At 44.2% G+C, this 25,915-nt stretch carries 22 protein-coding genes; 12 read left to right on the top strand and 10 right to left on the bottom strand.

Features of this window, described 5'->3' with window-relative positions; genetic code table 11:
* Window positions 1–127: 127 nt before the first annotated feature.
* Window positions 128–2,344, bottom strand: coding sequence for a S9 family peptidase (locus tag JC525_RS08145; protein WP_198815376.1), 2,217 nt, complete (start codon window positions 2,342–2,344; stop codon window positions 128–130).
* Between the two features lie 70 nt (window positions 2,345–2,414).
* On the opposite strand from JC525_RS08145, the gene JC525_RS08140 reads away from it, so the two are divergent.
* From JC525_RS08140 to JC525_RS08105, 8 genes are all read left to right on the top strand, one after another.
* Window positions 2,415–3,035: an NAD(P)H-binding protein gene (locus JC525_RS08140; protein WP_198815375.1), complete on the top strand. Its 621-nt coding sequence runs from the start codon at window positions 2,415–2,417 to the stop codon at window positions 3,033–3,035.
* A 47-nt stretch (window positions 3,036–3,082) separates the two neighbouring features.
* Window positions 3,083–3,883, top strand: coding sequence for a tRNA1(Val) (adenine(37)-N6)-methyltransferase (locus JC525_RS08135; RefSeq protein WP_332874088.1), 801 nt, complete (start codon window positions 3,083–3,085; stop codon window positions 3,881–3,883).
* A gap of 28 nt (window positions 3,884–3,911) precedes the next feature.
* Complete coding sequence (locus JC525_RS08130; protein ID WP_198815373.1) at window positions 3,912–4,400, top strand: YgjV family protein; 489 nt, start codon at window positions 3,912–3,914, stop codon at window positions 4,398–4,400.
* 202 nt (window positions 4,401–4,602) lie between these two features.
* Complete coding sequence (locus tag JC525_RS08125; protein ID WP_198815372.1) at window positions 4,603–5,175, top strand: hypothetical protein; 573 nt, start codon at window positions 4,603–4,605, stop codon at window positions 5,173–5,175.
* The gene (gene bcsA, locus JC525_RS08120; protein ID WP_198815371.1) at window positions 5,153–7,378 is read left to right on the top strand and encodes a UDP-forming cellulose synthase catalytic subunit; all 2,226 of its coding nucleotides are present in this window, start codon (window positions 5,153–5,155) and stop codon (window positions 7,376–7,378) included. Before JC525_RS08125 ends, bcsA begins: the two co-directional genes overlap by 23 nt.
* Window positions 7,375–9,651, top strand: coding sequence for a cellulose biosynthesis cyclic di-GMP-binding regulatory protein BcsB (locus tag JC525_RS08115; RefSeq protein WP_198815370.1), 2,277 nt, complete (start codon window positions 7,375–7,377; stop codon window positions 9,649–9,651). Before bcsA ends, JC525_RS08115 begins: the two co-directional genes overlap by 4 nt.
* Window positions 9,645–10,745 (top strand): glycosyl hydrolase family 8, encoded by a 1,101-nt coding sequence (locus JC525_RS08110; protein WP_198815369.1) that lies wholly within the window; start codon window positions 9,645–9,647, stop codon window positions 10,743–10,745. Before JC525_RS08115 ends, JC525_RS08110 begins: the two co-directional genes overlap by 7 nt.
* Window positions 10,742–13,183, top strand: coding sequence for a cellulose synthase subunit BcsC-related outer membrane protein (locus tag JC525_RS08105; protein WP_198815368.1), 2,442 nt, complete (start codon window positions 10,742–10,744; stop codon window positions 13,181–13,183). The genes JC525_RS08110 and JC525_RS08105 overlap by 4 nt, the downstream gene beginning before the upstream one ends.
* 59 nt (window positions 13,184–13,242) lie before the next feature.
* On the opposite strand, the gene JC525_RS08100 is transcribed toward JC525_RS08105, so the two are convergent.
* The 5 genes from JC525_RS08100 to JC525_RS08080 all read right to left on the bottom strand — a co-directional run bounded on the left by JC525_RS08100 (window position 13,243) and on the right by JC525_RS08080 (window position 18,625).
* Window positions 13,243–14,655 (bottom strand): collagen-binding domain-containing protein, encoded by a 1,413-nt coding sequence (locus JC525_RS08100; protein WP_198815367.1) that lies wholly within the window; start codon window positions 14,653–14,655, stop codon window positions 13,243–13,245.
* 182 nt (window positions 14,656–14,837) lie between these two features.
* Window positions 14,838–15,248 (bottom strand): ExbD/TolR family protein, encoded by a 411-nt coding sequence (locus JC525_RS08095; RefSeq protein WP_105930350.1) that lies wholly within the window; start codon window positions 15,246–15,248, stop codon window positions 14,838–14,840.
* Window positions 15,249–15,390: 142 nt separating this feature from the next.
* On the bottom strand, window positions 15,391–16,179 hold the full coding sequence (locus JC525_RS08090; RefSeq protein ID WP_198815444.1) for a CLCA_X family protein: 789 nt from the start codon (window positions 16,177–16,179) through the stop codon (window positions 15,391–15,393).
* Between the two features lie 26 nt (window positions 16,180–16,205).
* Window positions 16,206–16,742, bottom strand: a complete 537-nt coding sequence (gene fldB, locus JC525_RS08085) for a flavodoxin FldB (RefSeq protein ID WP_198815366.1) — start codon at window positions 16,740–16,742, stop codon at window positions 16,206–16,208.
* A 17-nt stretch (window positions 16,743–16,759) separates the two neighbouring features.
* The gene (locus tag JC525_RS08080; RefSeq protein WP_198815443.1) at window positions 16,760–18,625 is read right to left on the bottom strand and encodes an alkaline phosphatase family protein; all 1,866 of its coding nucleotides are present in this window, start codon (window positions 18,623–18,625) and stop codon (window positions 16,760–16,762) included.
* 278 nt (window positions 18,626–18,903) lie between these two features.
* On the opposite strand from JC525_RS08080, the gene JC525_RS08075 reads away from it, so the two are divergent.
* Entirely contained in the window at window positions 18,904–20,025 is a 1,122-nt protein-coding gene (locus JC525_RS08075; protein ID WP_198815365.1) for a hypothetical protein, read from the top strand.
* A 90-nt stretch (window positions 20,026–20,115) separates the two neighbouring features.
* On the opposite strand, the gene msrA is transcribed toward JC525_RS08075, so the two are convergent.
* The gene (msrA, locus tag JC525_RS08070; RefSeq protein WP_198815364.1) at window positions 20,116–20,661 is read right to left on the bottom strand and encodes a peptide-methionine (S)-S-oxide reductase MsrA; all 546 of its coding nucleotides are present in this window, start codon (window positions 20,659–20,661) and stop codon (window positions 20,116–20,118) included.
* Between the two features lie 238 nt (window positions 20,662–20,899).
* On the opposite strand from msrA, the gene JC525_RS08065 reads away from it, so the two are divergent.
* Window positions 20,900–21,295, top strand: a complete 396-nt coding sequence (locus JC525_RS08065) for a thiol-disulfide oxidoreductase DCC family protein (protein WP_198815363.1) — start codon at window positions 20,900–20,902, stop codon at window positions 21,293–21,295.
* The gene (locus JC525_RS08060; RefSeq protein ID WP_198815362.1) at window positions 21,285–22,010 is read left to right on the top strand and encodes an SDR family NAD(P)-dependent oxidoreductase; all 726 of its coding nucleotides are present in this window, start codon (window positions 21,285–21,287) and stop codon (window positions 22,008–22,010) included. Before JC525_RS08065 ends, JC525_RS08060 begins: the two co-directional genes overlap by 11 nt.
* On the opposite strand, the gene JC525_RS08055 is transcribed toward JC525_RS08060, so the two are convergent.
* The gene (locus JC525_RS08055; protein ID WP_198815361.1) at window positions 21,976–22,152 is read right to left on the bottom strand and encodes a hypothetical protein; all 177 of its coding nucleotides are present in this window, start codon (window positions 22,150–22,152) and stop codon (window positions 21,976–21,978) included. The two genes, JC525_RS08060 and JC525_RS08055, sit on opposite strands and share 35 nt — an antisense overlap.
* A gap of 127 nt (window positions 22,153–22,279) precedes the next feature.
* Between JC525_RS08055 and JC525_RS08050 the strand changes: the two genes are divergently transcribed.
* Window positions 22,280–23,701, top strand: a complete 1,422-nt coding sequence (locus JC525_RS08050; protein ID WP_198815360.1) for a sodium-dependent transporter — start codon at window positions 22,280–22,282, stop codon at window positions 23,699–23,701.
* A gap of 65 nt (window positions 23,702–23,766) precedes the next feature.
* Here JC525_RS08050 and JC525_RS08045 read toward each other — a convergent pair whose 3' ends face one another.
* Both JC525_RS08045 and JC525_RS08040 read right to left on the bottom strand, forming a co-directional pair.
* Entirely contained in the window at window positions 23,767–24,579 is an 813-nt protein-coding gene (locus JC525_RS08045) for an NAD-dependent epimerase/dehydratase family protein (protein WP_198815359.1), read from the bottom strand.
* Window positions 24,580–24,904: 325 nt separating this feature from the next.
* Window positions 24,905–25,717 carry a DUF2884 family protein gene (locus JC525_RS08040; RefSeq protein WP_198815358.1) on the bottom strand — a complete coding sequence of 271 codons (813 nt, stop codon included), beginning with the start codon at window positions 25,715–25,717 and terminating at the stop codon, window positions 24,905–24,907.
* Window positions 25,718–25,915 lie beyond the last annotated feature (198 nt).

The following is a 25,915-nucleotide window of genomic DNA, read 5'->3' as shown; positions in this document are numbered from 1 at the left end:
TCGCTTTTGAACCTACACTATGAAAAAAAATTAAACAAACCTTGTAGCAAAAAATTATTATAAAGTTTAATAACCAAAAAAAAGGGTATAAAGATAAATTATCTTTATACCCTTATATTTCAGTAATTTATAGTTGCTTCAATGTTCTATTGAAAAAATTGGTTATGGTTTTGTATAAGTGAATGCCCGTTTGCTTGCCACGGATACTGTGCTTCTTGCCAGGGTAATCCATAGTCTCAAACGGAATCGCCAAGTCTTGAAGGTGCTTGTACAGCATAGTCGAGTGGGTGAACAGTACGTTGTCATCCGCCATGCCGTGGTAAATCAAAAGGTCGCCTTTAAGATCTTTTGCGTAAGGGAATACTGAAGACGCCGTATAAGCATCGTCATCCCTATTGGGATTACCCATGTAGCGCTCTGTATAGTGGGTGTCGTACAAGCGCCAATCGGTGACTGGTGCGCCTGATACACCGGCCGCGAAGTAATCGCCGGCTTTGAACATAGTCATTAGGGTCATGTAACCACCGTAGCTGTGGCCGTGTACGCCAATGCGCTTCGCATCAACAAAGGGAAGGGTACGCAAGAACTCTACGCCTGCCACTTGGTCTTCAACCTCAATAAAGCCCATTTTTTTGTAAATAGGATCTTCAAAGCCTTTACCGCGATAGTTAGAGCCACGGTTATCTAACGTGAATACCACGTAGCCCTGGTCAACCCAATGTTGGAATAGCAAGCCACGGTTGCCAGCCCAGCTGTTAGTCACAACTTGTGCGTGAGGGCCGCCGTAAAGGTAAACAATAACAGGGTGTTTTTGCTCAGGGTTTTGCTTGGCACTATCAGGTGTATAAATACGGTATTTAAGGGTTGCGCCATCTTTTGTGGTGATGTCACCAAACTCAGGGGCTGTCCAGCTATCCATAAAGGCGTGTAGGGGGTGGCCTTCTTCAACCTTGTTTTCTTCAAGCCAGGTAATTCGCTTACCGGTGGCACTATTTAGGCTAACCTGGGCAGGTGAGTTGACGGTTGAGAAATGATCGATAAAGATTGAGGCATCTTTGCTAAACGCAGCGCTGTGATATGCGCCAAGCTCAGTCACGCGAGTTATATCACCGCCATCTAGCGATACACTATATACATGGCTTTCTAGCGGCGTGTCTTTGCGCCCAGAGAAGTACAGGAGGTTGTTTGCCGTGTCGATGGCTTCAACACTGTCGACTACCCAGTCACCTTTGGTTAATTGCTTAACGAGCTTGCCGTTATTGTTGAAAAGGTAAAGGTGTTTAAAGCCATCGCGCTCAGACGCCCAGATAAACTGGCCTTTTTCTTTCAAGAAATAAAGATCGTCATGCAGGTTCACCCAGGTATCGCTTGTTTCTGTAAGCAATACGTTTTCTTTTTTATTATTAAGATCGAAGGCGCGAAGTTCTAATGTTTGCTGATCCCGTGTTTGCCATTGGTAGGTAAAGGTAGTGCTGTTTGGCATCCACTTGCCACGGGCAAAATAAATGTCTTTATCTTCACCTAAGTCAACCCATGTGCGGTCGCCAGAACTGATGTCTTGAATACCAAGTTCCACCAACACGTTCGGCGTGCCCGCCTTGGGATATTTTTGTTCGATAAGTTTGATATCGTCAGCATAAATTTCAGAGCGGGTGATCACATCTACCGGGCTTTCATCCACTTTTGTAAACGCAATCTTTGTTTCATCAGGCGACCACCAATATCCAGTCATGCGGCCCATTTCTTCTTGCGCCACAAACTCCGCCATACCAAACTTGATGTTGCCGCCACCTTCTTTGGTAATGGCGGTTTCTTTACCCGATTCAATGTGTTTCACATAAAGGTTCTGGTCGCGAATAAACGAGATGTAGTTGCCTTTCGGTGACAATTTAATATCAGTTTCAAAGGCGTCTGTATTAAGCAGCTGCTTGGCACCTTTTTCACCGAGTTTGTGATAAAACACGTCGCCGCCTAGCGGGAATAACAACGCTTTACCATCGTCTGACCATTGGTAGCTAACAATACCGCTGCCTGATAAGCGCATACGCTCGCGACGCGCTTTTTCTTCATCAGAAAGCACTTCTTCGCCGCTTTGAAGGTCGTTTGAATCGAACAACATGCGGGTTTGACCGCTTTCAATATGGTATTCCCATAGATCTAAGCGTTCGTAGTCAGTTTGTTTACCTTTAAGAAATGTAACGCGTTGACCGTCAGGTGATACTTTTAATGAACGGGGGGCGTTGCCATCCAGTGAAGGTGAGGAGAAAATACGCTCAATTGTGAGCGTTTCAGCGTTTAAAGCAGTAGAGAGCATAGCGGCTCCAATTAAAAGGGCTTTTTTCATTTTTATCTGCATATTTGACTGTCGAAGGTTTGATTGTAGTTATATCAATTTATGATACAAGGTGCGACGTATGAAATCCGCAATGGTGCTAGGAGCGACAGGTTTAGTAGGACGAACGCTTGTAAATATGCTGTTACAGGACAGGCGTTACAGTGAAGTCACTTGTTTAGTTAGAAAGCCTCTTTCTTCGAGTATGTTTAAAGACCCTCATAATAAATTAAAACCTGTGGTTATCGACTTTGACTACTTTCAAGATTATCAAGGCTATTTCAGCGTAAACCACGTGTATTGCTGTTTAGGTACAACGCTTAAAAAGGCTGGCTCTAAACAGGCATTTCGCCGCGTCGATTTCGAATACGTCCACGTAGCAGCCCAGCTCACCCGTGCCCAACGAGCGGACAGCTTTGTCTGGATATCTTCGGTAGGTGCCGATGCGAAAAGCAGTAACTTCTATTTGAAGGTAAAAGGTGAGTTAGAAAATGCAATTATGCGTATGCCACAACTGCCTAATGCTGCGGCGGTAAAACCATCCCTGTTGCTTGGTGACAGAGATGAGTCACGTACGTTAGAAGATCTAGCACAAAAAACCGCACCTATCTGGCAAAGCCTGATGAAAGGACCATTGAAAAAATATCGACCGGTTCACGCTATCGATGTAGCAAGAAACATGATGTCGCTGCAGCGTTGGTAGTGAATTATCATAACCTTAACGTGAAGCGTTTTAGAACTTGATATAAAATGCGCGGCGTTCAAACGTTAAGGTACCTTACCCCCTCTATGTTTCGCTGCAAACAATTTACAGTGGCCCAAGACCGCTGCGCAATGAAAGTGAATACAGATAGCCTAATTTTAGGGAGTTGGGTAAACGTTGGTTCAGCAGCACGCATTTTAGACGTTGGAACTGGCACCGGCATTCTGGCGCTAATGATGGCGCAAAAAGCCTTACCTTCATCGAAAATCGACGCCATAGAGATAGACGATAACGCTGCAATGCAAGCGGCTTCTAATTTTGATAATGCTAAGTGGTCTCGTCAGCTTTCTGTTCACCATTGTGATATCTGTCAATTTGAGCCGCCTTGCCTTTATGATTTAGTCGTTTCAAATCCTCCATACTTTGATGAAGCGCTCAAAAATACAAACGCTTATAAAACTCAAGGCAAAGCTCGAAATGTGGCAAGGCAAACATCAGTCCTTCGCCCTGATACACTTTTCAGCGTAAGTAATGCGGTCTTAAATGAAGGAGCTAGCATGTATTGTTTATACCCTTCAACTTTAGACGCCGACATAGTGCAAGTAGCAGAAACTTACGGTCTCCAGTTGCAGAGAATTCTTTACATAAAACATTCAAAAACCAAGCCGCCTTATCTTTGCGCCTTTCATTTTATTAAATCTTCTCTCGCGTCCTCATTGCATGGCTATAAGAACACGCAGGAACAAAACACTATAGTTAGTAAAAATATACTGACGATAAGGAATGAAAAGGGCGATTACACGGATGAATATAAAGCGCTTTGTGAGCCTTTCTATTTGAAATTTTAATGAGCATTAGCACAGGAATATAGACTCAATGAATATTGTCGCGGAAGCTTTTGGTGCGATTGCTGTAGTTCTGAACTTCATAGGCTATCGTCAAACAAACGTGGACAAATACTTACTTATCTCGGCTTTTGCATTGGCGGCGTTGAGTGCACATTTTTTTATGCTTGATGCAATGGCAGCAGGGGTTGGTACTCTACTCGCGAGCGTGCGTAACTTTATTGCTATTAAGCATAGAAGTAACGTTATCCTGTTTTTATTTATCGCAATAAATATGGGGTTCTTGGCCTATGAATGGTTCGTGCTCAACCACAACTGGATAATATTTGTTGCTTATACGTCGTCGCTTATTTTCACCGTTGGTTCCCTTGTCATTAGAAATACCCATACCATTAGAAAAGTGTTCCTTGTTGCCGAAACCCTAGGGCTAATTTATGCCATTTCTGTTGGCAGTATTTTCGGTACAATGTTTAACGTGAGTAACTTAATAAGCATTGTAAGCAAACTGCGAAAGCCATAAATATTGAGCGCGAAAATGGCGTTCCCCCTGCCTTTTTAGGCATATACCAAAGTACCGTATACCAAAGTGCAATGGGCTAAAGTTCAATTTAAAATTAGGTATGTAAGCGTATCATTATTTATCAGTGAGTATAGTTTCAGTAATTTTTCCTTGAGATGAGCGGAAGTAGACTCTGTATGTAGTAGTGAGGGGAGTATACGCGATGAACTCAATTGATAACTCTAATGAAATTGAACGCTCTGATTTGCTTGAACAGTCATTTCAACGTGCCATTAATAATGGTGCGGCGGTTAATGTGTATGAGCAAGCCCAATTTTTCCGAAACGCCGCGCCGGCAAATGATAAGCCGCGTCTAGTTGAAGCTCGAACCAGCCTGGAGACAGAGACGCTTTGGAAAAAGCGACTTATTATGCTGTTGGAAGCTGAAAACAAATTGTTAAAAGTTATACGTTTACGTAAAATTACTGGTATATTTACTGTATTGAGTGTGGCTGTTTTTATATTTTCCCTGTTCGTAGCCCCTTCGATGTCTCCTGTAGCATTTTATAGCTTGGTGGCTGTGGCGGTATTTGGTGTGGCCACCTACCCAGCATGGTTTTTGATTTCGAAAAGCAATAGGAAGCGAAGAGACCAAATCTCTAGTTTGTTTTACAAAAGCAATCATGAAGTAGAGACGGCAGATGGCAAGATGACGTTAATAAACAGGGCGAACTATGCAAGTGTAACGCAAATACACATACTGGATCGCAAACTTGGATTATTCCCAAACACATAGGCATCATTATACTTCCAAGCTAATCGTAGTACTTTTAGTCGCGTCCCTTATTCTTGGGGCGTTACTGTTAGCGCCCATGGATGCACTTGGGCAACTTCTCTCTTCAATCGTCATTCTTATTTTTATATCGCTCTGCAGCAAAGAAGCGAGGCACACTCAAAAATATCAGCATTTATTTCGCGTGTTCGCACTGGTGTTAGCAATAGCCCTTAGTGTTAGATACTTATTATGGCGAGGTATTTATACGCTGACTTATTCTGACTTTCTTTCAATGATAGCCGTTTGGTTGCTGTTTGGCGCTGAAATATACGCAGGCGTCACATCAGTGTTGGGGGCTATCGTTAATGCGTTTCCGCTCAGTCGACCTTTACTTTCACTTGAAGGCATGGACAAATCTACGCTGCCTAGCGTAGATGTCATGATCCCAAGCTACAACGAAGACGATGAAATATTAGAGGTAACCATTCGAGCCGCGAAAATGCTAGATTATCCAAAGGATAAACTTCATATTCACCTGCTTGATGATGGTGGAACAGACCAAAAAATTAATGCTGAAAACCCAGCTTCAGCAGCGTCGGCAAAACAACGAAGAGAGAGACTTCAGGACCTTTGCAAACGTTTGGATATCACCTACCACACGCGGGCAAAAAATGAGTTCGCCAAAGCAGGTAATGTTAATAGCGCAATTCAAAATACCACTGGCGATTTAATCGTTATCTTAGACGCAGACCATGTGCCTACCTCTGACTTTTTAGATAGAACCGTACCTTGGATGCTCAAAAACGAGAAAGTATTCCTTGTTCAAACGCCCCATTTTATGGCGAACCCTGATCCCGTTGAGCGTAACTACTTCTCAGCATTCACTCGTATGCCGTCAGAAAACGACATGTTTTATGGAACCATACAAAAGGGTTTAGATTACTGGGGAAGCTCATTTTTTTGTGGTTCTGCTGCGCTAATGCGTCGTGAACATCTAGATTTAGTCGGCGGTATTTCTGGCGACTCCATTACCGAAGATGCAGAAACTGCCCTTGACCTGCATAAAATGGGTTATGAGTCTGTGTATGTCGATAGGCCCATGGTAAGTGGTTTAGCGCCAGAAACTTTCGACGCATTTATTCAACAGCGCATGCGCTGGGCGCAGGGGATGACTCAGATTTTACTACTTAAAAAACCTTATAAAGCCGAAGGTTTGAAGTGGTATCAGCGAGTTGGCTACATGAGCTCAATCATGTTTTGGTTATTTCCTTTTGCTCGAATTATTTTCCTACTAATGCCGCTAGCGTATCTTGTGTTTGGCCTTCAGGTCTATCATGCGTCAATGCTAGAAATCTTTGCCTTCACACTGCCTCACGTTATAGCCACTTATATGATTTCCACGATGCTATTTGGGCGAACCCGATGGCCTTTGGTGTCCGAACTTTATGAAATACTTCAATGTGCTTTTACGCTAAATGCTCTGATCAAAGTTTTCTTGAAGCCAAAGGCCCCCTCATTTGTAGTCACGCCTAAGGGAGAGAGTTTAGAAAAAACCTTCGTATCGCCGTTATCCACGATTTTCTATTGGTTGATACTGGTGATTACTTTTGCGCTTGGCAGCGGGATTTATAAATTTATTACAGAGCCACTTACGCGAGAATTAACGGTAGTAGTAATGCTATGGAATGTTTTTAACTTGATTTTATTAATGTCGGTACTCAGTGTTTTACTCGAGAGAAAACAAGTTAGAAGCCAAGCGCGGCTGCCAGCGACAAATAGCGTTGTCATTAAAACGAGCAACGACGAAGCCTGGGTGGGGGATTTAGTGGACCTGTCATTGGGGGGAGCGCGGTTGCGACTAAAAGGAGCGGGGGCGCTTGTACCTGAAAATGCCATCTTTACCTCGTGGAGTCACGCATTAAGTAAAAACGTGCATATGCCCGTTAAGGTACTGCACTACGACAGTTCGTCGAAAATATTGAGGGTGCGTTTTGCCCCTCAAACTGAAGAGCAAGAAAACGAAGTTGTTGCCTTTTCACTTTGCGATAGTTTACGTTGGATGTCGTTTCAACGAAGAAGAACAAGGGCTATTTCATACTGGTTTGGCGCAAAACATGTGTTAAAAGTTGGGCTAAAGCCCGTTTCAATGCACATGCTTGTACTAATAGGGAAATTCGTCGGTAAATTTGGATTGTTTGTTAAGCCGGCAAAGGAAAATCAATGATAAAAAAATACCTTATTCCACTATTATGTTTGTGCATGCCATTTACCCTAGCAGCTCAAACCAACTCGTACCGACTAACCGATTTTTACGGTGGTGAGGGAACGGTCCGACTGCAAGGTAAATCCGCGTCGGTAGACGTTCCTATTCCTTTGAGTTCAGTCGCAGAGGTAGATAGCGCCCTACTAACGCTTGAAGTGGTAAGTTCACAAGCGTTAATTAAAAAGCGTTCGCAACTGTATGTCAGGTTCAACAATGCAACTATCGGGCAGATTGCTTTTGACCCTGACAGGCCTTCACTTGTATCTGAGGTTACTATTCCCAACGCTCTCTGGCGAGCGGGGTTTAACTCACTTACGCTTGCGGTGAGTCAGCACTACGCAGAGCAATGTGTAGATGGTAACGCGCCGGAGTTGTGGAGTGAAATCAATGTGTATAACTCTACGTTAAAGATAACCACCTCAATCAATGAGAAGCGTTTCACATTAGATGCATTGAGCGGGTTCTTCAGTCCTGGGATTGGCGGTCAGCGCAATGTTCAACTCTATACCCCACGCGAAGTAAACCCGCTAATAAAGCAACAAACATTGCCTATTGTCGCACAGGCGCTGGCCCTTCGAAGTCAGTACCAGCCGCTTATCATCCAACACGACAGTTTTGACGATGGCTACGTGCTTCCGCAGCTTAAGCAAACCGAAAGTAATTTTTGGAATGAGCAGAACGTAGCACGCTACGAACGCACGGCGTGGTATCTCAAGACAAACCAACAGCAACCTGTTCACGTGCTAGTAGGCACTGTTGAAGCATTATCACCAGTGCTTCCTGATGAAGTGATCAACGATATCGACGGCGCATTTTTAAAAGCGCAGCGCACCCCAGCCTTCGTAGAAGATAATAAGGTTGTTGTGCCAGCTAGTTATCGATTAATTGTAAGCGGGACAACCCAAGAAGAAGTGCTAGCGGCAGCAAAGGCTTTAGCGGTTATGGATGATGCAATCAACCCCATTTCGCAAGTAAAGGTGCTTTCTCAGTCTCAAATGCAGCCAAATACGCTGCAGCGTAACCGTATCTTGAACCCTGATAACCATTATGCTTTTGAAGATTTTGGCGTAACAACTACGCAGTTTAGAGATGAGGGCGACTTTAACAAGCGCGTTTCTTTTAGGCTGCCAGCTGATTTTTATGTTCCTGAAAACGCATCGGTCAGTTTGCTTTTAGATTTCGGTTACGGTGCAGGATTTGGACCTGGCTCGGTAATGAATATCAGTGTGAATGATGAGTTGGTGCACGGCTTGGCGTTAAACAACATCAATGGTCAAGCGTACAGAGATTACCAGCTACGCATTCCTGCTCGGTTCTTTAAAGGTGGCGTAAATAATTTGGATTTTGCAGTAACGTTGAGACCTCCGCTCGCCGGGGTCGCGTGCGACGATGTCCCTGGGTCACATTTGGTTTTTCAGCTTGATAACTCATCAGTTATTGAGCTTCCTAGTGCCGGACATGTCGCGGTGCAGCCTAATTTGGCCATGCTGTCTGAAACTGCCTATCCGTTTGCGCGCTTCAAATCTGCACCTGTTTCAACCATTTCGATACCCTCAGACGAATTCTTGAATACCGCGTTAACCTTATCTGCAAAGTTAGCGCAGGCGGCTCAAGTCCCCTTGCTTAATGTTCAAATTGCAATGGGAAGTGATATTTCTTCCGAAGGCTCTGTCATTGTTCTGGGAACGCCAGACACCCTTTCAAACTTTGAACAAGCCCAATTCAATACGGCAATAGAAGCCACTAAGCGCTGGTCCTACCGACTTCAAAATAGCCTACATAACCAAGTAAGAAATATGACGGATGACAAGTCTTTCAAAGAAATGCGAATTGATGGGCACACCGTGCAGGAAAGTGATTTGGGGGAGCAGGCGATACTCACCGCGCAAGCACATCCCGTTTCTTCAGACACCGATACACTTTTCATCATGGCAGCGCAAACGCCAGAGTTACTTCAAGCGAGAGTCGAAGACTTGGTTAGCTTGTCGTTGTGGGGGCAAATGGCAGGAGACTTCTTTGCCTGGAAAGACGCGCTATCGCCATCGCTTATCATGCAAGTGAGTGAAAAATATGAAGTGGGTGAAGCTGACGATAACTGGCTGCACTTAAGGCTTTGGCTTTCCAATAACCCTTGGTATTGGTTAATTGGCTTTATCATTGCGGTCTTTGTCGTCAGCATGATTATTTACGTATTGCTTAAACGTAGAAATGAGCAAGTGCAAGACTCATGGTAACGCTAAGAAAAGCAACAAGGGCGCTGTCTATCATTGGCTTTTTCTGTGTTCTGATGTCTTGTACTACTAAAGACGATAGCGAGTTCAAGGCTCAGTTCATGGCCTACAGAGCGCTGTTTATTGATGGCGGTCGCGTAATCGATACGGGTAACGGAGACGTTTCCCATAGCGAGGGGCAGGGCTACGGTATGCTTTTCGCTATTGCCGCCGATGATAAAGAGACCTTTGATGCACTGTGGCAATGGACTAAAAGTACGCTTATGCGCAGAGATGGGCTTTTTAGCTGGCGCTATCGACCCTGTGCAGATAGCTCGTCTTCTTGTATTGATGACCCTAACAACGCCTCGGATGGAGATATATTGATCGCGTGGGCGCTTCTAAGGGCAAGTGAAAAGTGGGGAGTAAGCGGATTTAAAGAGGACGCACGAAATATTGTCGAGGCGATTGAAAACACCTTGTTAGTTGAATATGGCGAGGCTGTTTTGCTTTTACCTGGAGAATACGGATTCAGTGCAAAATCAGGTGAAATCACCAGCATACAGCTCAACATGTCTTACTGGGTTTTTCCAGCACTTTCAGAACTTTCGTCCCTTGCACCAACGCCCGCGAAATGGAATAAACTCTATGAAACAGGCTTGTCTCTTCTTTCGAATATGCAGTTTTCATCTTACCGTCTACCGAGCGACTGGGTGCGCTTAGAACCCCAAAATGCGGACATAGTTAATGAACAGTTTAAAGGTAAGTTAACGTTAGAAAATGTCATATCGCCAGAGTTTGGTTTCAACGCCGTGCGGATCCCACTCCAATTAGTTTGGTCTGAAGACGTTCGTGACGATAACGAGTTAGCAGAGCGGTTGCTTGCGCCTTATTATGAGTGGTGGGCGCTTAAACCAACCCCCGCAACGGTAAATCTGCTTACCGAGCAAACGGCTGAATACGAAATGACAGACGGCATGCGTTCTGTAAAACGTGCAGTAGATGAAATTATGAATTCGAAAGCCGCAAAATGGCCCTCTATTAATCGAAAAATGGATTACTATTCATCAAGTTTAACTTTGCTTTCCATGCTAGCGGTAGCGGACAGTGCCTCGTGAAAGATATATGTAAACGAACTGCTCTTGCGCTCGCTTTGGGCGCTGTAACCGCTTCACTCGTGCCAGCGCAGGCTGTTGGGCAAACTAAAACGACCTATAAAGAGAAAGACTTAGGTCTTCTGCCAGCACCGCAGGCGCAACCCGATTTAACCGGTCTTTGGTATCATATTAATGAACGACAGGTAAAGCAGGCCAATGACGAATTTGGACGGTTAAAAGCACTTTATCCTGGATGGCAAGTACCAAAAGAAATTGAAACTGAACTGAACAAGATAAACGGTAGGTTAAAAGGTACGTTAAAGCCTGCTGCTACAAAGCCGTCAGAGTCAGACGCGCCACAGCGTGTTCCCCAGAAGCGCGATCCAACGCTTTCCAAAACGTCATCGAAGGCTTCGGCGTTAGAGGAATTTGCTCAGCGTACGCCTAAGGTCCGCGCCAATGCCTCAGAGCAACAGGTTAGAGCGTTAGTTGAACTCAGCAACCAGTTAAAGCGAACAGACTTTTATTTACTGATGGGATGGACCGCCATAGATAAAGGTATGCTCGACATAGCGGCGCAGCAGTTCTCTTTGGCATTAGAAACGGCTGTACGAGACATAGATGAGCAGTCGGCGCAGCAAGGACTTAATAGCGTTACGGGAATCAGATTGCAGCAGGCACTGGCGTTACGAGACTTTGAAGCGCTTGAAGCCTTCCTCCAGCGAGATGACAGTTACTACGTTAAAGATGTACTCCAGGGGGAAGCGTGGCAGCAATATGATGCTAAAAATTATACATTCGCTGAAACGCTCTTTCATTTGGTAGATGATGACGAAGGTGAGTATTTAGCGCTGATGGCACAGGAAACGGAATCCGCCAAGCAAGCCGCTTTTGCTTTAGCGTGCAGTATTGATACCGACGTGTTTATTCGTCGCTGTGCTGATGCGCTAGCAACGCGACAAGCGCAGTTTTATGATTCAATGCGTTACAAACAAAGCATTGAGGCAGGTAAGGCACTTTCCCAGTTAAGACGACTGAGTCTTGATGAGCAAGCGCTGATTGGTTGGGCCGCGAAAGAAATACAAGATACTACAACCGCCACTTCAGCGTTTGAGCGTGTGTTATCGAAAACGCCAAATGATAGCGTTATTGCTAACGAACTGGTTTCACTTAATCAAAGTGACGATACCACATTGAATAGGTTGGCACTCAAATACAGTGAAGTAAAACGTATTTTGCAAGAGCGCACTACACGCAATGCTTGGCCAAGAAAACAGTTTTGGCTGGCCTATCAAAACGACGATCCACGAGAGGTTTTGGCACAAACTAAAGATGGTCTAAGTGCAGTCTATGGAATGAATACTCGAAATCGAAGTGGCGGTGAAGGACTTGGCAACTTCGACGTCCTGTCGCAATACGTCGGCATTGGCAGCGGTTATAAAAACTGGCTGTGGCAAGTATCACTCGACTACAAGCAGTTCTTTAGCGGTCGTCCACAAACTAATGATTGGTTTGGTGACAGGCAGTTAGGCAGTACATTTTCAGGAATAAGCGGTTTTGAAGACACTGCCCTTCGCGCTGAAGCGTTTTATCAGGCACCAGACTTTAATTTTTACGTTAATTTAGATTATGCCATGTTTGACCAGCCTGTGAAGGCGGAAGTGACAGGGCAAATCTCGGCAACAAAGTTCTTAGCAAATACTACCGTTGCGGCTACCTTATTTCGAAAAGCGAAAGAAGACAGCTTATTAAGCCAGACTGGCACATTCTATACTGACCATACGCAAGCTTGGGGCTACGTTATAGAAAGTGGGGTTCGGGGTTTGGTGGCTCACTCCATAACTGACAAAGTGTCTGTCGCAGGAACGGCTCAGGTAAGCCGACTCGAAGGCGAACGCGTTGCCAATAATAGCTCGCTATCAGTCCGTGGTGATATGAGTTATGACATTGCAAGTTTGGTCTCCCCCAAACTTGATTATTGGCGTGTAGGGCCATTTTTAAGCTATACACGTTATGAAAAAAACCTAAGCGGTTTTACTGTAGGTAACGGCGGTTACTTTAGCCCAAGTCAGTTCTTGAGTATCGGCGGCTACTCCGAATTGCTCACCCTTGAGGTGCTCAACTGGCAAATCAAATTACGCAGTTCACTTGCGCTTTCTCGTGTTGAACAAGATGATAATCTGCGCTTTCCTACAGGAGAAGCGTTTCGTCCTCAAGACTTAAATGAGACCCTTGGTGAAAGTTCTGATACAGGCTTGAGCGGCAACTTTATGGCTGAGGGGCAATATCGTTTCAACAACAACTGGATTGCGGCAGGTTATATTGGAAAAGCGTTCGCTGTTGAGTATCAGGCGTTTGAAGCGGGTATTCAAATTAGATGGCGAGCAGGGAAAGGTAATGGCGTTACCAGCGACGAGTTGTTGCTATCATCCCCAAGAATAAGCGGCTTTGTATTGTAAAGCCGCTTTTAACTGCATTGTTTGCTATCTTTTCTTAAGATTTAAAGATTTTAGGGACGCTAGCTAGTCTTTCTACGCCTAGTTAGCATAAGACATCCTGCGCCAAACAAAATAGCGATTGAAGCCGGTTCACTGACGTTAATAGCGCCAAACCGATAATTATTTACTTGGCCTGTAGGCGCGTTGTAGGTTTCGTCTTGGTCGTTAACTAATTCCACTAGCGGCGTGACCAAGCTTTTAGCAATCACGTTGCCATCTACATGACCATTGTAAAAACTTAGCTCTGCATATGGCGCTAATACACTACCTTTTACGCCCACGCTGTGTAGCGTAAGGAAGTCAGCATCAACAAAATTAAATAGAATATTATTAGTATAAAGGCCATCGTGACGCTGGCCGACATTGTTGTCGTTGTCTCGATACTGGCCGTTTTCTCTGAAATATTCATTTTCCTGCGTAAACGCGGTATTAAAGAAGCCAGTATTGAAAAGCTCTACCGACTCGCCATACACATTAATGATGTTGTAGCTGGTGGTAGAGAAATCATAAACAATGCCTTTGTCGGCCGCGCTAAACCAACTAGCGTCAATATTGTAGATATTGATATCATCAGAGCCAGAGAAGGTAATGGTATTTAATACATCCTTGCTAGCGTCGGTACAAGCAACCGCTTGATCCGAATCGTTAGCGTCAGTGCACGACAATGTTGTTGTGCCATTCACCGACATTGACGCAAACTCCTGAGACTGCGCTGTTACTTCGGCAGCAATAGCATTAAAGTCAATATTGTTAACGTCAGCCTTACTCACGCTGCCCTGTTCAACAGATGTTGCTGTCGAACCATTGATAGCGGTGTAATTGTTAACGTCGTTAAGCGTTACGGTACCGTTAACTTCGCTGCTATCAAGTTCAACGCTAGACTCAGCAAATACGTTTCCGTTTTCAACTTGGGAGCCATACAAAGTAGGGTTACTCACACTGTCGTAAACACTATTAGGCCCACCAAGTTTCACAGTATTGGCGTGCACATCACCTGATACAACATTTGAGTTACCTAGTTTGACATCACCTTTCGATGAGATACCACCAGATTTCACCGTAGAATTAATGAGATTTACAGTCTGCTGAGCGTTAACCGCTTTATCGAATGTGAGTTCAGATCCAAACACCATACCTGACACGGTAGTTGAACCACCGTGAACATCACCGCGCGTGAAATGAAGGTTACCGCCTACGGCAAGAGCAGACTCTGATAAATCTGGAGGCAGTAATAAGCCAACGTTAAAGTCGGTGACGCGCATCTCTCCACCAACAGCAAGGCGACCTTCTACATCAGAAGACTTTCCTTCAAAATCTTGGAAGATAAATGCGTTGTAATTAAACGCTTCGCTTAATTCAATTTTTGCAGCAGACACTTGTGGTGCTGACGCAATTGCCGTAATCACGGCAGTGTAGAGTATTTTTTTGTGCATAATGGCTCCAGTGACATCCGAGTCTGGAACCGAGTTTCAACATGGATTCTCCAGACACACCGAATGGTACGATCTGAACAAAATTCATGCGATAGCACAAGAGATACTTTGGTATAAGAGCTAATACGAAAAAAGCCACCCAAAGGTGGCTTTCATATATTTAATCAGGTAGTCAGAGCTTATTAGCTACTCTTCTTAACCAAAACAGATACTTTATCGATACCCGCAATTTTAACTTGGTTCATTACTTCTACCACAGTACCGTGCTCACTATCTTCGTGTGCCTGGATTGCTGCAGTATCTGTATTGTTTTCCGCTAAGTATGTCTGAGCGTTTGCTACAACACGACGAATATCAACTTCACGACCGCCCATCATGATTGTGCCATCAGCATCAATACGGATGGAAAGCGCTTTTGAAGGCTTATCGTTTTTAGCTTGATTATCTTCAGGACGGTTTACGTCTAAACCTTTCTCTTTCACGAACGAGGTCGTTACGATGAAGAAAATCAACATGATGAACACGATGTCCAACATGGGGGTCATATCAATCTGAGCCTCGTCTTCAGCCGAGGTATGCTTCTTTCTTTTCATCTCGTCTTCTTTCTTCTGTTACGTTCGAGCCATTTAGTATACTGCTTGTTACAAAAATATACAGACTTTTGTATAAAAACAGTGTGCTCATTAACACTTGTTGTTGAAAAAATACTCAGTTTCACGGTAATAAAACAACAAACTATGTTTGTTTTCGTGAAATAGCGACACCTAATTGGTAAAAATACAACATCAATGCCTGATTGAGTGATATACGCAAGTTACCATGAGGATAAATGCCAAGTCTAGCTTCCGTTGATTTTTTTGTCCCTTGCACCAAGAACGCATTTTTGATTTCGTGATCTTGGATGCAGGCTTCAAATGCTCGGGCAGCCATCTCCTGAGGCATAGCATAATAATACATTTTTAGCGCGCGATCAGCTTCTACGGATCGCACAAAGTACTCATTTGGCCTTTTTTGATCATTTAAGAAGAGCAGCGAGAAACAATCGCTCAATTTTTGATTCAAAGGATGAGGGTTCAAAGGCGCATTGTCGAGCCATGCTTGCGTTGCAAAGCTGCCCGCTGCGATGCCGTCGAACATGCGAGGCGCTATATAGTGATCAAACGCGTGAAACCATTCGTGTGCTAACGCACCGGCGCCGGCGTTTTTAGCCAGTGCAAGCTGTCGCTTTGCACTATTGTAATGAGCACTACTGTGCTTTTGGCCTCCGCTACCAAAAGCAAGCGATAGTGAGCCGTTCAGCGACAACACTTGCTCATTAATGTTTAGGATCGCAACCAGATCGTAAAGCGCATCAAAAAATAAATTGGCTGCGATCTGCTGCTCTTCAGCCGTTACCCATCGACCCACAGTGATCGTAGCGAAATTAAACAGCTTACGGATATCTTGGAATGAGACGTCAGCGCCGTCCCTGTGGCTTGGGCCATTGCGGTAGAACTGCTGATGAATACGGCCTTTACTTTCCAACGCTGACATCCAAATACAATGGGTGCTTAGGCCATTGAGACAAGTAACTGCTCACACCATGCTTCGATGCGTGCGTCTGTTTTGTCGTATTGGTTTTCATCATCAAGAGATAAACCTACAAATTGTGTTTTGTCTTCGGTTAAGGCTTTTGATGCAGTAAACTCGTAGTCTTCATTTGGCCAGTAACCGACTATTCTGCAGCCTGAGGGCAAAATTGCATCGTGAAGCATACCTAGCGCATCTTGAAACCATTCTCCATACCCAAGCTGATCGCCAAGGCCAAACAGAGCGATAGTTTTTCCAGACAAATCTAAGTCATGAACCTCTTCCCAGTGAGACTCCCAATCTTCCTGTAGTTCGCCAAAGTCCCAGGTGGAAATGCCAAATATGATAATATCGTAGTCGGCCGTACGCGTTAGATTCACGTCCTTGATGTTATGAAGGTCAACAATGTCTTCGTCAAAAAGGCTATTGAGCTGCGCTTGGATTTTTTCCGCCGCCATTTCGGTATAGCAGGTTGTAGAGCCGTAAAATAACCCGATGGACAGTGCGCTATCACTCATTAGATACCTCTTTTGAACTAATCGTCTTTAGAAGTTGGGAATTCTACCTCTTTACCGTTGCTCAACAAAGCCTTGCACTGAACATCGGTGTTTTTCTGTGAAATTTTTAATACACCAATGGCGCAACCGTTGAATAATTCACCATACCCCGTGCTTGGTTCCCTTGCTTTTATAGACATATTTCTGCGCCTCGTGAAGAGGTTGAGTGGTGACTTAGAGCGATAAAACACGCGGTTTAATCTATCTAACCATTTTATCAACCCATCGGGAAACGCGTTTTTTAAACCGCTACATGTGAACTGAGTAATGTGAGGGCTATTGCGTCTGAAGCGCAGACGCACATCGTACACAAAAGAGTAGTGCACATCGCCAGAGAGAATAATGAACTCAGGCGGCGTTTTGTAATGCCTGAAAATATTTAAAATTACATTAGCCGTACCTTTGTGAGCCATCCAATTCTCAGCATCAACGGTGAGGGCTTTACCGAAAAAGGTAAATACTTTTTGAATGGTTTCAATTACTTTCACACCGTATATAGGGGCGGCCGAAACCACAATGACAGACTCTTTACCGATAATGGAATGCTGGAAATCACACAGTGCTTCCCAGTCCATAAGCCCTGAAGGCTTGTTCATGTTAGATTCTGAACGCCAGCGCTGTGTGCGCGTGTCTAATACCTCGATAGGTGGTGTAGTATCTATACGGTAATGCCACTGGTCAAAGTCCAGCAATTCATCAACGATCGCATCGTGAGCAGTCAACCCTTGCTTATCTAACGACGCCTTTATCTTTTGAATAAGTGCAGTAACTTTTTCCGGCGCATTGCCCCAACCTTGGCACAGCAAATAGCCGAAAAGGGCATTGCCAATCATACGTTTCGATAGGGGGTTACCATAAACCTCTTGCTCCCAACCACGGGTTAAGTTCCAGTCATCGGTCACGTCGTGATCGTCGAAAATCATGTAGGTTGGAACGTGAGCTAACGCTCTACGCACTTTCAAAAGTGGTTTCACAAAGCCGGTAAGCGCTTCATTTTCTTTATCGAATATAGCGTTATACTTTTCTGGGATCCCATCTTTATCAATGACGATATCCGGCCATAGTGCGTCGGACCATACCAGCAAATACATAGCGATAATTTCAGCACTGCCTATTAAGTGATTTTGGGCATTAACTGAAGTAAAGACCGGCTTTTTCTTAGCACCAAAGAACATTGAAGACAGGACCGTATTGGTCGCAATTTGTGGCAGGAGCTGCTCTCGTTCATAAAAACCATGTTCATGGGCAGCAAGTTCACGGGTGTTGTTAACGACCGCTCCCTCAAGTGCTTCGTGATAAAGACCTAAACGCGCAATCACACTATGTATGGCTTTAAGCATCGGCCCTGCAACGTCGTCAGCGTATATCTGATCGCCGGTCATCAACAGTAAGTCAGGGAAATTTCCCTTTTTCTCAAAGGCAGTTTTGTGAAGATTGTCTACCTGAACAAGTGCGTCATCGCCGTTATAATGCGGCTTTCGGCACGAGCCGTGCAAAATTGTCTCTGGGGTATCCGTATAGTGAAAGCTCAGATTATCCTGACCTTTATAGAGCAAAGAACGCAGCTCGTCTTGCCAAGCATTTTGCTGCTGTGGGTCGTTAAATGTGAGTTTGTAGCTTATTCGTTCTCCGTCTTCAAATAACGTTGATGCAGAGAAGGTAAGCAGATGTATAAACGCGTGCTTACCGACGCGAACGGTGTCGCTTTGACTGTCGCCAGCCAATACCGACTTACCAAGAGATAAAGAGAGCGAAGGTGCGTCAGCGTTGCTGCTTACGAGCCACACATGACATGATTCTGATGTCACCTTTCTAACTATTGGCCCTGCGATAACTTGGGGCAAATGCTGCGTAGAAATAACGGTCTCCTCTGACATAAATTGCGCGAAGCGCTAACAAAACTAACGTTTAAAACATGAGACACATTCTTAATATAACCAACATGGTGTTTCGCTTTCGATATAACTTTACTCTTTTTTGTGCATAAACGGTATGCTCGTTATACTCCCTTACAATTTTTTAGTAGTAGGCGTGTTAATCTCTGCTTTAAAAATGCACAGTAAAGAATATCGCGCCTTAGTAATCGCTCTCTTTCTTATGAACGGAGATAGGAATTCAAGATATGTTTAAATACGTAACAAGTGCAGTGATAATGGCTATGCTGCTTAGTGCATGCAGTGAGCCGGTAGATGTGGTTATTACGCCTGAGCCCAAGGACCTGACAGAGGTAGCGGTTGGTAAATGGATCTTGGATGAGAACGGCAACGTCATGTTTGACCCGCAGACATCGGGGCTGATTGTAATGGACGACACGCTGGTTACAATTGCAGATGCCAGCGCTGATGTAACTCAGCAGTTAAAGCTTCATTTTATTTCACCTGCAACTGCGATGCTGGTTTCGTCGAGCGAGCGCTTTTCATTTTCACAAAATGTGCGAAGAAGTTGCTTTTTTAACTACTTGAATGAAGAACCGGATTTAGAGGCATTAGCCGTAGATCCCAGAGACCCTCACGTAATTTATACGGTCACCGAAGATGCAACTCGAACAGGAGCATTAAGTCCGCGGTGCGAAACTAAGTATGAGGATACTGGCTCTACTGATTACCCGACGTTACTCGTAAAGCTGACGCGTAAAGACAACGGCTCATTTGAAATGGCGGGCGTGCGGCCGTTGAAATTCCCAGTTGAATTTGAAGTGGGAAACTTTCCTAACGATGGGATAGAGGGCCTAACGATGGCTAACGACGGCACGTTATACTTAGCGTTGGAAAAAGATAAAGCAGCGCAACCTCGTATTTTTTCGTTAAATATCGATGATGATTTTTTTACGTCGAATGAGTTCGCAACTGTAAGCGAGCCTAATCTGCAGCTGCCATCATTCACATCAGGCAATCATCCTCTCAATGGTTTAGCAATGTACACTCATCCATCGGGGGCGTCTTATTTATTTGGTGCAGCAAGAAACGATAACGAGCTTTGGGTAATTGATACCAGCGGCAGTAAAGCCACCAAACGCATCCCCATTACTTTTGACGTGGTTAAAGACGAGAACTGCGACCAATACACGATGGATAACGCGTCAATGGAAGGTTTAGTGTCAATTGACGATACTCTGTGGATTATTAACGACCCTTGGGAAAAAAATTATTTGAAAAATGCCACTTGCGATGCGCACTTACGTCGCTATGAGAATTTAGCACCTCTTTTATTTTCCCTTAAAATTAACGAAGCGTGGTTTGAGTAGTTAGCAAGATACGCATAAAGAAGGGTTGCTAAGCAACCCTTCTTTATTTTGATAGCGTTAAATCAGGCATCCATTAGGCGCCTTTGTTAACTATGCGTCGCTGCGAAGCCGCGAAGCAAAGGTCTTTTTAAACTTAGCGAGTTTAGGGGCAACAACCATTGAGCAATATTGGTTTTGCGGGTTATTTTTAAAATAGTCCTGATGATAGTCTTCGGCGTCATAATAGTTATTAACTTCTACAACCTCGGTCACCACAGGGTCTGGCCACATTTCTTCTTCGATAATTTCTGCAATAATCTGTTCAGCTTCCGCTTTTTGGGCGTCGTCGTGATAAAACACGGCACTTCGGTATTGCGTGCCCACATCATTTCCTTGCCTGTTTAGCTGGGTGGGATTATGCAGCGCAAAGAAAATTTCTAAAATTTCACGGTAGCTGATGCTATCTGCATCAAATGTGACTTGTACTACTTCAGCATGGCCCGTATTACCCGTGCAAACTTCTTCATACGTGGGATCGGCTTTTTCACCTCCAGCATAACCAGAAATCGCTTTTTCTACGCCTTCGATACTGTTAAACGCTGATTCTATGCACCAAAAGCATCCGCCTGCTAAGGTTGCGACTTGTAAATTTGCCATAGTAAAACCTCAATTAATCTTTGACTCTAGTGTGGGTGCGAGCAGCCTGCAACACAAGTCATCCAAGCCTGTTTTTTTATCGTATAAACGAATATTAAATAAGAATAACGCAAAGCAGTCTAAAAAGATTTTAAGCTATTAGCATTAAGAGATAAGTGCTGGTTGCTCTGCGCACGCTTACAGAAGCAAACGCGCAGTTGACGAAGAGACAGGCTCGGTCTAGCAGAGGTATTTGAAGGTGATTATATTTTACGACGGCTATTGCCCACTTTGCATGGCCGAAATGAGACATTTAAGTAAACGGGACAAGCACAATAAATTAACGTTGGTAGACATTCAGTCTCCCGATTTTTCATCGAATTATCCAACATTAGACTGGCATGCCCTTAACGCCAGAATTCATGGCCTTCGCGACGATGGAACCTTGATAACTGGGCTAGATGTCACTCATGAAGCGTGGAAGGCAGTGGGCGTAGGTTGGCTGTATGCACCGCTTCGCTGGCCGCTCATTCGTCATGTTGCGGATGCTTTTTACAACGTGTTTGCCAAGCATAGATACACTATTTCCTATTTATTGACGGGTAAAAAACGTCAATGTGACCGCTGTATTCCAGGAGACGCAAATGAAAAATAATGTGCTAATTGTAGGCGCCTCTGGTGGCATAGCCAGCGCACTTATCGAGCAATATCGCCTTAATGACGCGGCAGTTATCGCGGTTAGTCGAGCGCCTGCGTCTGAGTTTACACAACAAGAAAACGTTACCTATCATCAGATAGCCCAACAAGATGATGCGCATATTGGTGCTTTCGTTAATAAGTTGAGCGAACAGGGGGTTGTGTTAAACACCGTTGTAATTACTACAGGTTTCTTGCATAACGAAGACAAGAAAGTACAACCAGAAAAACGGTTGGAAGACATCAGCGAACAGGCGCTGTCAGCTTATTTCTCAGCCAACAGTATTACGCCAGCGCTATGGCTCAAGCATCTCGTTAATATTGTCAGTAAAGAGGGCTCAACCCTTGTTTGTTTGAGTGCTCGGGTTGGCAGTATTTCCGATAACAGTCTTGGCGGTTGGTATGGTTATCGGGCATCAAAAGCGGCGCTAAACATGTTTGTAAAAACCGCCTCGGTTGAATATAAGCGCAGAGTAAAAGACGTTTTGCTTGTTTGCTATCATCCGGGGACAGTTGATACGGGGTTGTCAAAACCGTTTCAGAAGAACGTTGCAGCTAAGAAACTATTCACCCCTGAATTTACCGCAAAACAACTTATTACTCATGTTTCGAAGCTAGATAGAGACCAAGCTTGTCATTTTATCGACTGGAACGGTGAAGTGGTAACTTGGTGATACGCTCTTTCATCATTTCTACAAGTTCAACATCAAGACTTTTTATTTCACTGCTGTTACCATGCTCTTTTGGGAATGGTGCAGCGTATTGATGAGCCCATAGAGGTAGCAATACAACGCGTTGACGCCACACGTGAGTCATAACAACAAACGCCATCCTGATAATAATTAATATCAGTTCGCACGGTAAAACAAGTACGAATAAAACGTACACATCAAGTGTAGACCCTGCGAATTGCTATAACAATAACTCAACAAGAGGAAGGGATATGAGCGGGGCCAGAGAACAGTTCGGATCGCGCATAGGTTTTATTTTGGCTGCTGCAGGTTCTGCGGTAGGCATTGGTAATTTAGTTGGTTTTCCTGTCGGTGCAGCGAAAAACGGTGGTGGTGCATTTCTATTAATGTACGCGATTTTTGTTTTTGCGATTTGTTTACCGGTTATGCTGGCTGAAATGTCAGTGGGGCGCCATGCTAGAAAAGACCCATTGGGTGCATACAGCGACATTAGCGGTAATGAGAAAAAATGGAAGGTTGCAGGCTGGTTAGCCATTGCTACCCCCTTTATGATCGCCGTCTTTTATATGGTAATTACCGTTTGGCTTTTTGGTTACTTATTTGAAGCGGTAAGCGGCAACTTAGATAAGCTCGCGGATCCTAATACGTTCGGGATGTTTATTAATTCCGAATCTATTTTTGCTTACATGGCTGTGGTTGTCGGCGTGGTTTACCTTATTCTGCAAGGCGGGGTAAAAGAAGGCATAGAAAAAGCGGCAAAGCTGCTTATGCCTGCGCTCTTCGTGATGCTAATAGGCCTAGTGATCTTTGTTCTTACTCAAGATAACGCAATGGCTGGCGTTACGTTTTATATTGTCCCTGAGTTTTCTAAAATAACTGCTGAAGTGGTTAATGGTGCACTGTCTCAAGCGTTTTTCTCCTTGTCCCTTGGTATGGGTATTCTAATAACTTACGGAAGCTATATCGATAACCGTGCAGACGTGCCAAGCGCCGCAAAGCTAGTGGCGTTAACCGATACCGCAGTTGCGTTCACTGCAGGTCTAATGATTTTGCCGGCTATTTTCTCCTTTAATCCTGACATCAATCCTGATGAGCTCAGTGAATCGTCAGTAGGTATGATATTTACTTACCTACCCAGCATTTTCTTGGCATTGCAGGACTCTATAGGATACGTAGGTGCATCGATTGTCGCTAGCTTGTTTTTCTTGCTTGTGTTCTTTGCTGCTATTACTTCCCTCGTCTCTATCTTTGAAGTCCCGGTGGCCGCATTGATGGATGAGAAAGGCGTTAGCCGTAAGTGGGCGCTCGGCTCTCTTGGTAGCATTATGATCATTTTGGCAATTTTGAGTGCGTTATCTTTTGGCAAGGTTGAAATGCTAACGTCATTTATGCACTATGCAGGCGCGGACAAGTCCTTATTTGACGTAATTTACGATGTATTCTACGACACTATTTTACCGCTTAACGGTCTGTTAATTTGCTTGTTTGTTATTTACCGGTGGAAGAGCGCAAATTTTAACGCCTCGCTTGAAGAGGGTAGCGAAGGCTATAAAGGAAGTTGGTTTGAGAAGTATGTAGACGTGTCTTTGAAAACCTTCATACCGCTAATATTACTCGTGATTTTTGTTAACACTGTTGCGGTAAAATACTTTGGGTTAAGTCTCTTCGGCTAACTATCACTTAAACGCATTTGCAAAACAAAACGGCAGGTTTGCTTCCAAACCTGCCGTTTTTTGCTTTAAAACATGCTGAAAGGGTCACTGTACTGCGGCGAAACGCCAAGTAGCTCCCAGCTCTTGTGGGCATCTATGGCCTTCCCTGAAGGAGAGCTCTCAGTATCTGTAAAGTAGGGCGGCTCAATGTTCATGGCTTTTGCAGCATCAACATAGTAGACCCCTCTTTTGGGGTGCGACAAACTACATAAATGTATTGTGCCGTTAATTGGCGTACTACCAATAATCTTTTTAAGAACTGAGGCCACGTCGTGAATGTGAACAAGATTAACTCTCTTGTTGCCGCCATCAAGTTCGCGGCCACTCAGTGAACGTGCAGGATGACGGTCGGGACCAACTAGGCCTGCTAGTCGTACAATACTGACATTAATTTGGTGGCGTTGTGCGAGCAAATAGTTCTCAATAGCAACGTGCGCTTTTGCTGATGCGGTATGAGGATCCGTAGCGCTGGTTTCATTTATAAACTCATTAGTGCTATCTCCGTATACCGATGTAGTACTAATAAACACAATATGACGAACGCCAGCATTCACCGCTGCATCTATAAGTGCAGTCATATTGGCAGTGAACGTTTCTAAGTGCGTGCTTTTTCGACCCGGCGGCACGTTGAGTAATAACGTTGCATTTGGTAGGTAACGGCATACTGCTTCAGGATCATCGCCTAGTGTGTATTCAACACCTTCAATGCCTTGGTCTTTTAATGCTAAACATTTCTCGTGACTTCGGGTGGTTCCGATAATATTAACCTCACCCGCCAGAGCCTTGCCGACGTATCCCGCTAACCATCCATAGCCGGTAATTACTAAATTCTGTGTCATTGTTTACATACCTTTTCTGTCAACGCGCCCTAGGTTACATCAATTTACTTAAACTATGTTTGTATACTATAGGGAATCGGTGGGTACTGTGCAGTACAAGGTGCTATTGAAATGAGATATTTTTATTAAGGCGAGCGTTGTGAACAATGTCTAGTGGGAATTTGAAAGAGAAACAGCCATTCGTGCATTCCCACGCTTCGCTAGGAAACTTGCCAGCACCTTCTGAGTGGGCAATTATCTATGCGGATTGGTAATGAATAAAAAGCTGGCTATGTGAATGACACATTGCCAGCAGGGTGCTTTTAATCATGAAATGATGAAGCGATTACATTTTCATCTCAGAATGAGGGTCGATATCCAACAAATTCAGCCTATCAAGACCAGAAATAGAGGCCTGCATTTTGCCTTCAGCATAGTCGGCTTTTTTCAGTACTTTACACAGCGCATCGCCTTTTTCTTCTAACGACGCCGCTTGGCTTTCTAAACGATACTCTAGGTCTTCACCCCAACGTTCCATCTTCTCTTCGAATTCAGACATATCGCCGCCTTCCCAAAGCATTTGAGTACCAACAGCGATCAAAATTCGGCCCATAGATTCGCTAATCAAAGACTCTATTTGCGTTTCAAACTCTTGTTCCCAGCTTTCGTCAAACCAACCTGGTTCTTCAAATTTGGTTGAATCAATGCGGATATTGCCAGCATCATCATAAAATGAGGTTTGCAATTTCGCATCGAGTGAGTCAAACAACTCGCGAAAATCATCGCCCATCTGGTCACCACCTAACAACTCAGTAAATACTTCAGTTACGGCAACGTTAGCAATTTTCAATCCTTCACTCGCAATGGTTAAGGTCATGGGGATTGCGGTATCTATATTGTTGTAATAATCGCTAACCCATTTCTGTTGCTCACGGTCAAGAGAGACAGGTTCACCATTGATCTTAAGATTGCGCTTCGCGTCAATCTCCATCACCGAACCATTGTCCATGGTTACGGTTAGGTTGCCTTGGTAGTATTGAATGTGACCATCAAGTTCCATGTCACAACTATTCGTCTGAAAGCTCTTGTCATGAGCAAAGGCGTGTCCACTGATTAAAGCGCTGGTAACGGCAACTGAAAGTAATAGTTTCTTAGACATTGGTTATTCCTTAATTCACTCGTGACAAGATTGTATTTGTACAAAACGTAGCCTTGTTCTGTCACTGATTTTACTAAAGCTACAAAATGTATTCTTTGCAAGGCATAGAGCAATGCCCTTGCCAAGATTAAATCCCTTTATTTTTCATTGGTTTAGTCGTTGCTAGGGCATTGGCTAACTTTGTGTTTATTAACTATT

This window comes from Alteromonas sp. IB21 (assembly GCF_016405965.1).
Classification (GTDB): domain Bacteria; phylum Pseudomonadota; class Gammaproteobacteria; order Enterobacterales; family Alteromonadaceae; genus Alteromonas.
This window is presented reverse-complemented; position numbering and strand designations above follow the sequence as displayed.